This window comes from Robertmurraya kyonggiensis, assembly GCF_005116465.1.
In the GTDB taxonomy this organism is placed as follows: domain Bacteria; phylum Bacillota; class Bacilli; order Bacillales; family Cytobacillaceae; genus Robertmurraya; species Robertmurraya kyonggiensis.
The window spans coordinates 151,372-165,289 of the sequence record NZ_SWBM01000006.1 but is presented as its reverse complement, the minus strand read 5'-3'; the positions used below and the strand labels follow the sequence as shown (position 1 = coordinate 165,289).

Here is a 13,918-nt window from a genome sequence, read left to right as displayed (position 1 = left end):
GTTTCTTACAGTTGTATTATTAGGCCTACTAGCTATAGTTGCAGGAACTACAAAGATTAGTACAAATTGAGGAATGAATGTGACCTTAGAGGTCAGTCTCTTAGGTGAAGAGACGTTCAAGAAAAAGATAAAAGTTTGTTGTCACTATTTATTGGCTTCTATAATCTCAGGTGCAATTTCTGGCTTTTTTTACACTTTAATTATCTTTGTTTTTTTCTCTTGGATTCCGCATCTTATTAAGATGGCAATATTCACCTTAATGTTAGGTTTATATACTCTTGACCACTTTAATATAATAAAAGTGAAAGTTCCGGAAAGAAAGTGGCAAATACCTGTGGAATGGGTAAAGGGAAAAACGGTTCACAATATGTGGATCTGGGGTCTAATATTAGGTGCTGGTATATTCACATATTTGCCGTATGCAACTTTTTATATTCTTTACATTTATATTGGATTGTTTTTAAACCCAGTAATAGGTTTATTATTTGGAATAATATATGCCTTTTCAAGAGCACTTCCAACTATTCTGGTTGCTTTAAAAAATAAAGAATTAGAACTGATACAAATTAAAAAATTGTACCAAAATAAAACAAAAAAATACAAATATTTTAATGGTTTTTCTTTGTTAATATTTTTCGTTTTTATGATGTATGTATTTTTCAAACAATATATCATTAACCTAATATAAATGATATGTAGTGTAAGAGACACACCTCCAATATTTAGCTGATAGTAAACTATTTTCTTATTAGACCTCAAAGAAAAACTTTCATGTTATGAAAAAATTTAGATATCAACGTCATAGAAAAAAATGGACTTATAAAGGGAAGTGTTATGAAGTGAAAAAGTTTTTAGTGTTTATCATTTGTCTTATTATTTTAAGTACTGCTTGTTCAAATAAGGATACTAAAGGTGTAAATTCTAATAATAATGTTTATGCTGAAGATATTTCTGGTTGGAGTGAGAGCGCTACTTTAATAAGGAAGATCGCAACAACAGAAAATGGTGATACTGAAGAATCAGTATTTCGTATAGGGGATAATGGTAAATTAGGAATCGGTGAGTATGGACCATTTATAACTGGAAAATCCCAAAAATATATGTGGCATTTTTGGGGAAATGAAAAAACATTACTCAAGCCATTTAAGGTAGTTGGAATAAGTAAAGATAGTGATACAAAAATTACACTCTTTGAATTGCCTAAATCAACTTCACTTGCACCAGTAAATGGAGCAAGTCATTCGCTTCCTTCTACATTAAAATTACCTGAACCAGGATTATGGAAATTAGAAGCATATTTTGGAGAAGAATTATTTGGAAGTATAACCGTTTTAGTAAAAGATAAGTAAGGGTAAGATTCACTGGTATCGGCAATGGTTTCAATATTGAAAATATATTGTATTGTAAATTACTGAGTCTATTGATAATTTGGCCAATATTAAAAAACGATCCCAATTAAATCAGAGACGTTTGATAATAGATCATTCCAAGAGGCAACTATACAGGATGGACGTTATTTAAAATCCCAATATTTGCTGAATATATAATTGATAAATGAAAATTAAGAGGAAGAGAGTCTTCCTCTTAATTTTACAATGAATTGTTTAATCATCTTTATTCTTCATCAGCATGGTCTATACTTTCTTGGATATCTGTATCGAATAAATTATTGTATAACATAGTTGTACTTGGGCTTGCGTGGTCTAATATTTTTTGTAAAATCGGTATACTGTTTACTTTTTTCATATGGTTCGTTGCAAAGGTGTGACGAAGTTTATGAGCTGAAATTTGAGGCTTTCCAAAATAAACCGCATACTTTTCAATTAATTTTTGCATAGCCCTTTTAGTTAATGGCTGTGCGTTTCCTTTATAGATGCCCAAAAACAAAGCTTTGTCATCTTTTGTTGCTTTGTATCTTGAATTGCGTATTTCAAGGTAGTTGATCAGGTCCTTTGAAGCAGCTTTTGAATAGCTAACGGATCGTTTTGAACCACTTTTTCTAGATACCATGATTTTACGAGATTGAGTGTCTATATTATCAATGTCAATATCAGCTAATTCCGCGATTCTTAACCCTGTTCCGAGCAACATACTAACTATTGCGGTATCTCGCTCTCGGTTACTCTTCCAACGATTTAGCATCCTAATATTATTTTTTATTTCATCTTTCTCCCCATAATCTTCAGCGACAAACTTTCGAAAGTTCTTTATTTCCTCATCTACAAGAATATTATTCTGTACATACTCAATACGCGTATCGTCGGAATTTTCTACTGCTATAAGAGAAACTTGTGTCATTACATTTCGGTCAATATATGGCTTCCTTGTTTTCTTTATCATAGTCTTATTGAGATAATCAAATAATGACTTTAAGGCTGATAATTTTCTATTAACTGTAGTGTTTGCTAACTTTTTACCCATAAGATAGCTACGAAAATCTTCAACATCATCGAGGAAAAGGTCATTCAAAACAGATACTTTTATGTCCTTAATATCTGTCGTATTTGAATAGCCTTCCCGCTGTATCCAATAAAGAAATTCCCTAATATCACTTGAATAGGAAAGTAACGTTGTAGGTTGTAGGACACCTTTGTGTGATTCTAAAAATCTAATAATATAATACGGGAAATCTTCAATTTTTTTATCAAGAATACCTTGGCTGTATTCCCTTTGAGTTCTCATAAAAACACCCTTTCGACATTTTTCAACAAAAATTCACAGAAAAAAGTATCTATGAACAAATATTAATTACTCAAAAACTAGAATCTCCTTAAAATATATAACAATCTCAAAATCCTATTAAATATTAGATTCATTAATAGGATAGGGGGGATTATCCGAAGAAGGAGTCTATTTCTTTTTTATTTAGTAATTGATTTAAATTATTAAAACTAAAGTTTCTAAGTGTTTGATTGTTTTGTCTCAATTCTGAAATCATCTGTTGTAAAGTTCTTTGTTTTTTATCATGTTTGATAATTGTATTAATAGTTTTTATCTTTGATAAGTGTGGCTCCTTATCTGGGTTTTTCTCTAATTCTCTTTTTATATCACCAACAAACCCTTTAATAGTGGTATTCCAACAAATTACCAATAAATTTATTGCATTATGTAATTCTTTAGCAGTTGGATTCCAACTAACACTAGTAGAGGTAGGAGAATTTCCATTATTCCCACCAGCTGCTATGCTTGAAAGTGGGTTAAATTGACGTAATGATGCATGACCTAGTAAAGATAAAAAATGTGTTGCTGCGTGTGTTCCGCAAAGTAGAGAGCCTTCGGATTTTGTCACTTTATTTTTATATGTAAAACAATAATAACTATCAGTTAGAATATCTCCGGTACAACTTTTTTTTGTTTGTCCATTAAGTAACTTAACGTGTGCTACGGGTTTCAATTGATAATCATTAACAAGCTTAATTCTACTTTCTTCACCGCGGCATTTCATTTATAACGATCCCCCTAAGTTTTTACTCAACTATTGTAGTGTGACAACTCAATCATGACCTAGATGGCCCACAAGTGCCTATTGTATAGTGACTTAATTAGACATCTAACTCAAGATTGACCTGGTATTTAGTCAATGGCGCTTGTTGGGGATAACTTGCTATGACTTATTAAGAGTATAAATGATTGAGAGCCTTGATTTAATAAGGATTAGTAAAGCCACGACCAAGTTGTTTAGGTCATAATTAAGTTGTTATAGTCAGTATTGAATTGTTTGGGTCACTACTGAGTTGTTCGATGACAACTATTAAAGTTGTTTTATATTATACCATTCCTTAATCTAATGTTCATCAAATTAACATTATGTGAACATATGTAAGTTTGTTGAATTAAGAGAAGTAATTTCTCTTGTTGTTTTAAAAGTAAGTTGTACTCTGTTAAAAGTAAGTACTTCCCTCTTTAAAAGTAAGTTGTATTCTGAAAAATCAGCTAAGCTAATTAATGGGTTAAAAAATATATCTAGAGTACAACTTAGTTTTAAATCATTATCGTTTCTTAAAGTTAGAGTAATACTTACTTTTAAAGATAATAAAGGGTTTTCGGTCAGTATCAGAGAACAACTTAGTTTTAAACAAATACTCCTGAGTGTTTTATTGAAACTAAGTTGTACTCTATTTAAAATACGAATTAATTATTGAAAATCAAAAAGTAAAAAAATGGAATTTCAAGTTCTTTTTTTAGTGTACCAGGCATTGTTCTCTTGGATTTAATTCCCGAATCGAAAAGGCAGTCGTACTGTTAGATAAAGACTAGGGTTTCTGAAGTGACTTGGAATGTGAAGGAAGTCAACGGCAAATCCTCTAAACTGCGCCAATGCCTTCTACTATTCCTTTTTTTATACATCCATAAATTTTTAGATGTTCTTTTTATTTTCGTTATTTAAGTGAGACGGGGACATAGGTGAAAAAATCTTTGAAACTGGTTTAAGGCATGAAAGCAAAAAAGCATGAAATCAAGATTTTTTAAATTTGATTTCATGCTTTTTTATGATTTCTACTGGTTTTTGTCTCAGCCACTTTATTCTATTACTTCAATATAGTAGGCATAAGTAATTGGAGGATTTGATTCTCGAATAAAGTCCACATAAATTCTTAATTTTTGATTGTATTTAAGGTTCTTTAAGAGATTTGGATTTGCAGCTTTATTATGCTTTTTTACGATAATATATCGATTTTCATAATTCGAAGTGATATATCCTGTTGCTATTTTCCAGAATTGTAAGGGCTCTTCTGAAATTAATATCTTTCCCACCCGTTTAGAAATCACATAACCCTCTATGACCATTGTATTTTCATGGTCTACATTAGAAAAGTGTCTTCCTTTATCTTCATGGTTAAATATTAATGAAAAAAATAGAGTCAGGAGAGAGGCAATCATCAATCGAACATAAGGTGTGGTTGTATTCAACTTATGACACCCCTTTATCAACTTTAGACGTATTTACTAGAAACAGGTTAATTGTTCAACATCAAATTATAAAGATTAGTAAAATCTCTCCTTATCTTAGGTCCTCCATTAACAAGTCTACTTGTATTATTAGCTGTAAGTGTATAACTACCATTATGAACAGCAATCATACGATGATACATATTTAATATAGGTGAACCAGATTGCCCCCCAAAAGTGTCCATATTGTGGAATAATAAATTAGAATGAATATACGAGTCTGACCGTCCTTCCATCCCCCACATTGACACTAAACCAGTTTCCTCCATTTTATCTCCTGGGTATCCATAAGTACTTAAAATACTATTTGCATTAATTGTTCCAGCTTCCTGCCAGGATAAGATCCCCGCTCTATTTCCTATATGGTTTCCAGAAGAGTCCGTTGAAACTCTTAAAATAGCATAGTCATAGTCAGATGAACCATTAGTCGATGTCCATTGTTCGGGATAAATAATTTCTGTTATAGTGTAGTATCCGTAGGAATAAGTAGAGTCATTTAAGCCTGGGAAAACAGTTCCCACTAATATATCTGCTTCGGTTACACAATGTGCGTTTGTTACAACCAAATCTTGTGCTATAACTCCACCCGAACAGCTCCACGCATTAAATAAATTTTCAAATTGAATATAGGTTAATGCACGATAAGGCATAGAAGCCGTACTAATCACTTTCTGTCTACCATCAGATCCTATTACTTCAAATGGCTTAATTTGATTATTTAGTTCCTCACCCGTTAATGGATCTACCCAAGTCTTATTAGGACTTTTAAAATCTTCAAGGTTCACCTTTTCTAATTCTCCATATCCAATTTTCCCTTGTGAAATGAATGGTTTATCTCCTAATTTAGTAGGATTCTCATTTTTTATCAAGGATTTGGTTTGTGAACCTAAATCGTACTTAATATATTTGAAGTCTTTCTCTACAGAATGCGCTTCTACGTGAGTATTCTCAGCTGCAAAAACATTGCTTGTTGGTATAAACAATGCTAATACTAGAATTAATACGATGATTTTTTTTCAAAAATAAAACCTCCTAAAATTTTCTATTACTCTTTTATATTAAGAAAATATAGATTTTTCTGTAAATAGTACTTTTGTCTCATTTTGGAAAAATGTTCTAATTTATCCCGTAATATGTATTTTTTAATCTATCTTATAATTCTTTTATTCTACTAAAAAAAACACTAGCAATAGATATTGCCAGCGTAAATGAGATACTATTATTTAGTTTGCTCTTTAATTTCTTTTATCATATCCAGGACACTGTTCTCAATATAATAGATATTATCTTTATTGCTATGTTCAGACCCCATCAGAACCAATTTGAGCTTGATTGTGGCCTCTTTTTCATCCGAGTAGACCAGTGTTAAGGAAACGGCCGAATCTTCTCTAGTGGTCTTGTAGCCGTCCATAGTACTTGTATCGTATCGAGCTGAAACTAGCGTGCCATTTCGATTTAAAGCGTGGATAAACTTGATATTCACATTTTCAATGAAAGGATCGTCTGAATACTCCCACATATCTTTTGAATACTGTTCAGGAACAAACATATCTGTAAAGGCTTGCTGATTTTCTTCTTTTAAAGAAGCAACAAAAAATTCTACATTGTTTTCTATATTCTGGAATGTTGTCACCATTTCTTGTTCATATCCATATTCATGTTCGTGAGAGTGCTCTTGTTCTTGACTAAAATCGTCTTCAGTTGAAGATGAATTTTCAATTTTACTTATGAGTGCATTTCCTTCATCAATGTTAACATCCTTACCGTCATATAGAAGTTTATAAGCAACAAATCCCGCAATTATTAATACACCATATACGAGACTCCCGATAATAATTTTCCTCATTCAAATCACCTCGCTTATAAGGTAATAAACTGAAATCCGTAGTAAGTAACCACGGATTTCATATAGTAAATAAAATACTTACCATTTAATAATACCGGATGCTACGGGATCAATCGGCTTTCCGGAACCTCTACCTCCTGGCCAAACTTCAAAATGAAGATGAACTCCCGTCGCTCCCCCAGTCATACCCATTAACCCAAGCACTTGTCCTTTTTCTACCAAATCTCCTTTTTTGACACGTCTTGAACCTGTAACCATATGTGCATATACCGTCTCCCATACTTCTCCGTCAATTGTATGTTTAATATAGACTACTTCACCAAAAGAAGAGGAAACCTCTGAACGAGAAACAACTCCAGTGGCGGCAGCAACAATAGGTGTAACCGATCCGCTTTTTCCTATATCTACGCCTTGGTGTAGTTTGCGTTTTTTGGTTATTGGATGAATTCGGTAACCAAAGTTTGAAGTGATAGGTCCAAGTGTAGGGCGCATAAATGTTCCATCTGTGATAGGTGGAATCCCTCCCGCTGTTGCACTAAATAACTCTGCATAATGAACAACATCGGCAACATATTTTTGTGACTTGTTATAAGAATAGATTGCACCTTTAGGGTCTGAAGCAAAACCATTTCGACTTAATAAGTTAGCTGCGGAATATATCGCATCCTCTAAGTCCCAAGGATCACTTTTTCCGTCGCCTTGCGCATCTTGTCCCAGACCACGGTACTTCTTTATAAGTGAAGGATTGGTTAAATCACTCATAGGAATATTCCCTTTTCCTTTTCCTGAACAAGAATCGTGGGCCCATCCAAGCCACGTACAAGGCATAAATTGCATATGACCGACAGCACCGACCGTTGAGACCATAATTTCAATAGAAGAGAACTTGGTTTCAACATAGTGAATAGCAGCAAGATAGTTCCATTTCACTCCGTATTTTTTTTCTGCTGCTTGATAATATTTGAGGTATTCAGCAGGAACCATCATTCCCGCTCCACCTTCAAGGAAGGTATCAAAGAACGTCCCCATATATCCATCTAGTGGAATATTATTTTCTTTTAGTGATTCAACAAGTAATTGTATAGCCGATTCCTCTAAAGCTAAATCAGTTAAAACTTGATCAAACTTGGTGTAGTTATATTCAAAGTCTTTATGATCAAATACCCACTCTTTAGTTTTACGTTTGTAAATTTCTATCTTTTTATTTCCTTCTTGCTTGGTACTAACTAATTCAAATTCAGTCTTTAATTCAACTTCCTTATAATAAAAAGTTTCAAATTTATTCCACGCATGAGCCGTTTTGAGATGTGAAACTTCTTTCTTTTCTTCTTTAACTTCTTCATCTACTTCCGTAACAGTCTCGGTGACTGGGTGAAGTCCTGTTTTTGTTTTAACCACATCTTCATAAACGGGTACTTGTTTCCAACAACGAATCTCCACTAAGTTCCAGGGCATAACGGAAGCTTCTTCTTCATCACAAATGAATTCCCTCTTAGTTCCTACCTGCTCTCTTACGGTGTAGGTTTCTGTTTTAGTTTCTTCTTTTGTCACTTCGGTTGTTGTAGTTGTTACTGTTTTTATTTCGTACGTATCATCGTAAGATTCATAAGTAAACTCAGGAGTCAAAGTATCGACTATAGGCTTATAATTAACATCTTCCGGCTCTTTGTCCTCTTGAATAATTCTCATCATATCAATAGAGGCAACCAACTCGAAAGGAGGTCGATAATTAGGTTCTTTACTCGATTCTTTTATTAGCGTTTGTAACTCTTGTCTCATTTCTTGCTGTTTAGCTTGATCATCAACTAACCCTAGGTTGGGAGCAAGAATAAACATTGCTCCCCCGATGATTAACACAATCCCTAAGATAATTGCTATTGGAACACCAAGTATTCCAACAAGCCAAGCTACTGCTGCAGCAATCGCTTTTGCGATTGCCAATATCAACTTCTTCAGTAAGGCTTTTAAGATTTTCTTTATGAATTTCTTAATCGCCTGTTTTATTTGTTTCTTAGCAAATCTTTTAAGCTTTTCCTTGCCCGCTTTTAGTTTTTCATTAAAATCCATTTCAAGTAATACCTAGTTCCATATTATTAATTTGGCTTTTGAGTAATAAACTCTTGAATATTCGGTTGTTTAGCGGGAGTAGCAACCTTTTGTCTAGCAAATTGAGAACCTTGATTAGAACCTTGATTAACTTGTCTGATTGAGTATTGCTGTTGCTGAGGTTGGAAACTTCTAATACCAGTTTCACTTGTTGAGACTTGATATTCCTGGATTACCATCTGCCCATTTGCTAGATTCGCATCTCCTGGTTTCATATTGGTAATAGGTATCATTTTATTATTAGGTCCCATTTGTGCAAGATAGCTTCCTCTATTAGAAGTAACAACTGCATACTTTTGTTTATCATCCAATCGAGCGACGTCTACATTATCATTCCCTTTAAAGGCGAAATTCGTTGCCATCTCTGAACCCATCTGATAACCTACACCTCTACCGTAAGAAGCCTCTCCAAGTGCACCACCAATTTTTTGAGCCAATTCATTTCTACGAACAGGGTTTGTGCGTGCATCAGTGGAAATAGCACCCTCCTTCATTCCACCACCTAAACCAGACATAGTAGCTTGGAATGCATTTCCACCATTTTCTCTTGATGAATCATAACTTGACTTAAATCCTTCTAAGGCATTTTTACCTTTCCCAACAATTCCCTTACCACCGGCATAAGAAAGGACCCCTGCACCGTATCCACCTTCTTTACCAACCTGCGCTCCACCTTCTGCAGCTAAGTGTCCGGTTAAAGGATTTATACCCATACCAGCTGTAAATCCACCCGTACGCATCATAGCAGAACCGAATCCCGCTGCCACATGACCAAAACTTCTCATATTACGAGCAAACTTATTAGGGGATCCATTTAGATTAGCACTTCCTCCATACTGGCGGTCTGCGTTTTCTTTAGCAAAACCCATACCAGGAATCGAACTTCCATTTCCATTACCACCTGCATTTTGTCCGTCAAATACCCCTTTTCTCTCCATGAATGCATTTTTAAAGCCATTCTTTATTTCACCGCCAGCTTTCATCATATGCATGAGTGAACCAGCGCCAGCAAGTGTGCCAATCGTAGCCATCTTCCCTGCATTGTCGCTTGTAGCTCCCATTGCAAAGCGGATTGATTCTGACACTGGAATAAAAATAGATAAAGCAAGGATATAAGTTAACCAATCATTAAAATCACTCATACCATCAAACAACCAATAATAGACGAAAAATACAGCTGCGTGTATCGTTTGTGAAATAATTTGAGCCCATAATTCTTTAAAAGCTGTAGAAGTAATCCCTTGTAATTTTGGAAAGAACAATGTTGATAACCATATAGGCGCAAGTATGATCAATCCAGTGATGAAAAACATCCGTTGAATGTAATAAGCCTTGAACCATAAAGCAACCCCAAAAGAAAAGAATGATACAATCGCTGTTTTTATAGGATTTCCTTCATTTCCATCAAGGTCAGTAAACGAAAGTTCTTTGTCTTTATCTTGTTCTTCCCCTGCCTTAGTTAAAGCATCAGCTCCCATATCTACTAAACTTGTCGGGTCTTGAATATGTTTCTCAAACATATTCACGCCGTAAACATTAAGCGTAAAGAAGATATTTACAATAGTGAAGAACTGAAAAATTAGTACCAAGGCAATTAATATCTTAAATCCATTATCCATCATATCGACTTGCATACTTGAAGAGAATTTTCCATATGAGTTTTGTATGGCCATCTTAATAATTGCCCCAACTAACATAAAACTAACTACAACAAGCATCATGTTGTAACCCGCTTGTACAGCATTATTAAATTGCTCTTCGTTGTACATTCCCCAAATTAACCCGTCACCTTGATAAAAGATATAGTGAGCAGGTTCATGTATTCCTGCTACTGGCGCTAAAATGTATTCGAAAAATGCACCGAGCATCCATTCAAAAGGCTTCATGTACCATTTTTCACTTTCAGCCGCGAAAGCAGGTGTTGGAACAATTAATAGAATCACAAATGTGAGTAGAATGTAAATTTTTCTCATTTGTTGCTTCGATTCAGCAAACGACACTAATTTCATACAGAAACACCTTCTTGTTCTGTAACCTCTTCTTCCTCGTCTATTATTTCAATCTCCATTGGTACTTCGTTTTCTTCAAGGGTAGGCATTAGGCCATTTTGCATTAAATACTCAGGGTCAGTATCAATAAACCCTCGCATTTCATCTGAAACATTGACCTTAATATAGGCACTAGAACCACCAACACGAACAATTCCTTCTCCTTTTGTTTGGTCGTTTTCAGATTCAGATGGTTTACGACAAATGATTTCTAATTCCCCTTCAGATAAATTGAAGATAGACTGTAATTCTAATTTTTCTTGTGCATTCATAGCACCGATACGTAAAAACAATGCAGAAGTCGCTTGTTTAACAACTGCTTGTCCGTTCGGATCGTCTAAAAATGGTTTTAAATCCTGTGTAATAATATCAACACCAGCATTGTATTTTCTTGAACGACGAGCTAACTCTTCGACGAATAGCATCGCTCCAACAATATGCTTCATTTTCCATGCTTCTTCTATCTTTAAACGTTTACGGTACTTACGAAGAGATGGACGTTTAATAAAGTACTCCCAACCTAATACGGTTAAAACATAGAATACCGTATCGTAAATATCAGAACCCTCAATTGCTTTAATATTAAAGTTTACCCAAGGAATATCATCTAGTAGATTATCAATCTTTTCTCCGCCGAATTGAGTTTGTCCATCGAAAATAACACCATCTGGACGATCTCGTAAATAACCTCGTAAAACTTTTAATAATCTAGCAGCATCCGGCTCTATAATTTCTTCATAGCTTAATTTTTCTAAATCATATCCCTTTGTCGTATTTTTTAATAGTTGCTTGTAAATATCTGACAAAGTAAACTCCGGTTTTCGTTGTTTCTTGTATACTATTTGTCCGTTTACACGTACTGGTCTCTTTTCTTTTTCGTAAAGTGATTCAGGATCATCCGTTATTCCCCATTCAGTGATAACATCCATGATCGCCTTTTTGATTTCCTCTTTTTCTTGTGTGTTCATTCCTTGTAAAAGTTTATTGTAGAACGAAACAAGACGACCAATTTTAGAACCAATAGGTACAATTACTTTTGAAACGCGCTTACCATTTGGTAATGTAGTTTCGATTTCCTCCTCTGTTAAAGCACATGGGTTGATGGTGTTATCTCCACCCTCTCGAACCTCTACTTCCTTACCACCCATCAGTACACAAATTGGCCCATTTTCACCATCTGGATCAATAGAGAAAATACGATAGCCAAGTAGAACTTGAGAAGAAGATATATATTTATTAGAGAATGATTTACCACTTCCGGAAGCCCCTGCAATAATAGATGAATAGTTTTCTAGATACGGAGCAAATACATTTAAGAATTCCATGTTTCGATTGTGCAAGTTTTCTCCTAAGGGTACACCGCCTGAAAAAGGAATCTTGGAGCTGTAAAATGGAGAAGCGGCGACAATTGCTGTACGGTCTAAGAATCTCTTGTCTACAGTTGACTGTAAGCTGTTTGGAGATAATGGTAAACTAGATAACCACCCGGAACGTTGTCTGTCATATAAAGGACGCAAACTGTGTTCATTGTGTAAGACTGAGTCCTGAATAAGCATCCCCATATTATCAAGCGTTTTATCATTCTCACCGAAAAGAGTAACAACCATTGTACCTAAGAATCCATCATTATATCCGTCTGAGATCTCTTGTAATAGTTGATCTGCTTTTTCTCTTGCTTTATAGGCTTCCTTTGCTTCTAAATCATTTCCTGCCTTTTCTGCTTGTAACGCACGTGCCCCTTCATCCGTTACTGCACGTTTGTATTTGTTAACAGCTTGGCTCTTTGTCAGCTTAGAAAGATGAAAGTTAATATTTAATGCCCCTGCTCTGTATAACGTATCCAGCTCACCTGTTGATAAACTTGTATTTCCTAAATGCATAAGATATGAACGGAAAGGATATTCATTTCCAGCACGTTGTTCGATTTGATAACCACGATCACGAACATCTACAGGAATCGTAAAGCCTTCTAATGCGATTTTTTCCATATACGTCTCTCGTTTTACTACATCATTCTTTGAGTTCTTATCTACATTTTGCTTTATATCATTTAGCTCCATATCTTGTGTTTCATTTAATTTTTTTCTATTCTTAAATTTGCTAAACAGCATGTACTTCACCCTCACCTTCAAAGCTATCAAGTTCATCTGCATTTACACTACTTTTTACTTTCCCTGTGACAAATGGTGATAAGATTCCTTCTTGTTCCATCATTTTCTTAAATCTTTCTAAACTCGCGGTTTGTTTATTTACTGCAAAATAACAAGCTTCATATAAGAGGTACTCGTCACAAATAGTACTTTGCCCACCCATAGCGTTATAATTTCTTTGAATAATCGAAGCAACACGGTTATATTCATTTCGTACTTTCATAATAATTTGTTGTTCATCTAGTCCATCTAAAAGAGCATCGTTATATTTTAAATCGATACGAAAGTAAGACTGATAGTCATATTCGTCAACTGTTTGTTGCCAATATCCCATATAAGGGAAAAACATACTTTCTGCATATCGCTGAGCGACTGGATTTAACTCTGAGAAGTTTTCCTCATATGGACGTAGTTGTTCAGATAAATCTATAGGTCTTGATTGAATATGAATTCCTACATTTACTTCACGTCCAGGACCTAAATTCAGTTGTGCTAATAATGTTTCGAAAGCTAAATCTGTCTGTCTTTGTTCATTTAAACTTCTAAGTAAGTAGTTTATATCGTCTACTTTTATTAAGCCTTGGAAATTACGAACGGCTTTTTTCTCATTTTCAAGTTCTACAATGTCACCGTATATTGCCTTGATACCTAATAATTCCTGAAAATTACCTTCAATCTTAGGAGTCTCTTGCCCACTCCTTTTTACTTTTTTCTTTTTTGATTTAAATTTGAATGGGTATGGCTTTCCCATAACGGGGAATGCAAATACAAAAACTACTACCCCAATCATAAGGATCATCACTAAATTCGTTAGCATA

Annotated in this window: 11 protein-coding genes; 2 read left to right on the top strand and 9 right to left on the bottom strand. The window is 34.5% G+C overall.

Translation table 11 applies throughout. The features are described from left to right. Nucleotides 1-79: 79 nt before the first annotated feature. Together FA727_RS19940 and FA727_RS19935 are read left to right on the top strand one after the other, a co-directional pair. Nucleotides 80-688 (top strand): hypothetical protein, encoded by a 609-nt coding sequence (locus tag FA727_RS19940; protein WP_126410126.1) that lies wholly within the window; start codon nt 80-82, stop codon nt 686-688. 88 nt (nt 689-776) lie between these two features. Then, entirely contained in the window at nt 777-1,349 is a 573-nt protein-coding gene (locus FA727_RS19935; protein WP_246010433.1) for a DUF4871 domain-containing protein, read from the top strand. A gap of 265 nt (nt 1,350-1,614) precedes the next feature. On the opposite strand, the gene xerS is transcribed toward FA727_RS19935, so the two are convergent. The 9 genes from xerS to FA727_RS19890 form a co-directional block, all read right to left on the bottom strand. Next, on the bottom strand, nt 1,615-2,682 hold the full coding sequence (gene xerS, locus FA727_RS19930) for a tyrosine recombinase XerS (protein WP_126410128.1): 1,068 nt from the start codon (nt 2,680-2,682) through the stop codon (nt 1,615-1,617). A 151-nt stretch (nt 2,683-2,833) separates the two neighbouring features. Further along, nucleotides 2,834-3,445 carry a UCP028583 family protein gene (locus FA727_RS19925; RefSeq protein WP_126410129.1) on the bottom strand — a complete coding sequence of 204 codons (612 nt, stop codon included), beginning with the start codon at nt 3,443-3,445 and terminating at the stop codon, nt 2,834-2,836. A gap of 1,076 nt (nt 3,446-4,521) precedes the next feature. Continuing rightward, complete coding sequence (locus FA727_RS19920; protein ID WP_126410130.1) at nt 4,522-4,911, bottom strand: DUF3221 domain-containing protein; 390 nt, start codon at nt 4,909-4,911, stop codon at nt 4,522-4,524. A 47-nt stretch (nt 4,912-4,958) separates the two neighbouring features. After that, entirely contained in the window at nt 4,959-5,933 is a 975-nt protein-coding gene (locus FA727_RS19915) for a trypsin-like serine peptidase (protein WP_126410131.1), read from the bottom strand. Nucleotides 5,934-6,169: 236 nt separating this feature from the next. Beyond that, nucleotides 6,170-6,796: a hypothetical protein gene (locus FA727_RS19910; protein WP_126410132.1), complete on the bottom strand. Its 627-nt coding sequence runs from the start codon at nt 6,794-6,796 to the stop codon at nt 6,170-6,172. A 78-nt stretch (nt 6,797-6,874) separates the two neighbouring features. Next, nucleotides 6,875-8,863, bottom strand: a complete 1,989-nt coding sequence (locus FA727_RS19905) for a peptidoglycan DD-metalloendopeptidase family protein (protein WP_126410133.1) — start codon at nt 8,861-8,863, stop codon at nt 6,875-6,877. A gap of 26 nt (nt 8,864-8,889) precedes the next feature. Further along, complete coding sequence (locus FA727_RS19900) at nt 8,890-10,911, bottom strand: hypothetical protein (RefSeq protein ID WP_136833243.1); 2,022 nt, start codon at nt 10,909-10,911, stop codon at nt 8,890-8,892. Continuing rightward, the gene (locus tag FA727_RS19895) at nt 10,908-13,061 is read right to left on the bottom strand and encodes a VirB4 family type IV secretion system protein (protein ID WP_136833241.1); all 2,154 of its coding nucleotides are present in this window, start codon (nt 13,059-13,061) and stop codon (nt 10,908-10,910) included. The genes FA727_RS19900 and FA727_RS19895 overlap by 4 nt, the downstream gene beginning before the upstream one ends. Beyond that, entirely contained in the window at nt 13,051-13,917 is an 867-nt protein-coding gene (locus FA727_RS19890) for a hypothetical protein (RefSeq protein WP_136833240.1), read from the bottom strand. Before FA727_RS19890 ends, FA727_RS19895 begins: the two co-directional genes overlap by 11 nt. Nucleotide 13,918: the final 1 nt, after the last annotated feature.

Excerpts from the sequence above, each read along its gene's own strand:
- FA727_RS19935 (WP_246010433.1), top strand. The coding sequence starts at position 777 with ATGAAAAAATTTAGATATCAACGTCATAGAAAAAAATGGACTTATAAA.
- xerS (WP_126410128.1), bottom strand. The coding sequence starts at position 2,682 with ATGAGAACTCAAAGGGAATACAGCCAAGGTATTCTTGATAAAAAAATT.
- FA727_RS19925 (WP_126410129.1), bottom strand. The coding sequence starts at position 3,445 with ATGAAATGCCGCGGTGAAGAAAGTAGAATTAAGCTTGTTAATGATTAT.
- FA727_RS19910 (WP_126410132.1), bottom strand. The coding sequence starts at position 6,796 with ATGAGGAAAATTATTATCGGGAGTCTCGTATATGGTGTATTAATAATT.
- FA727_RS19905 (WP_126410133.1), bottom strand. The coding sequence starts at position 8,863 with ATGGATTTTAATGAAAAACTAAAAGCGGGCAAGGAAAAGCTTAAAAGA.
- FA727_RS19900 (WP_136833243.1), bottom strand. The coding sequence starts at position 10,911 with ATGAAATTAGTGTCGTTTGCTGAATCGAAGCAACAAATGAGAAAAATT.
- FA727_RS19895 (WP_136833241.1), bottom strand. The coding sequence starts at position 13,061 with ATGCTGTTTAGCAAATTTAAGAATAGAAAAAAATTAAATGAAACACAA.
- FA727_RS19890 (WP_136833240.1), bottom strand. The coding sequence starts at position 13,917 with ATGCTAACGAATTTAGTGATGATCCTTATGATTGGGGTAGTAGTTTTT.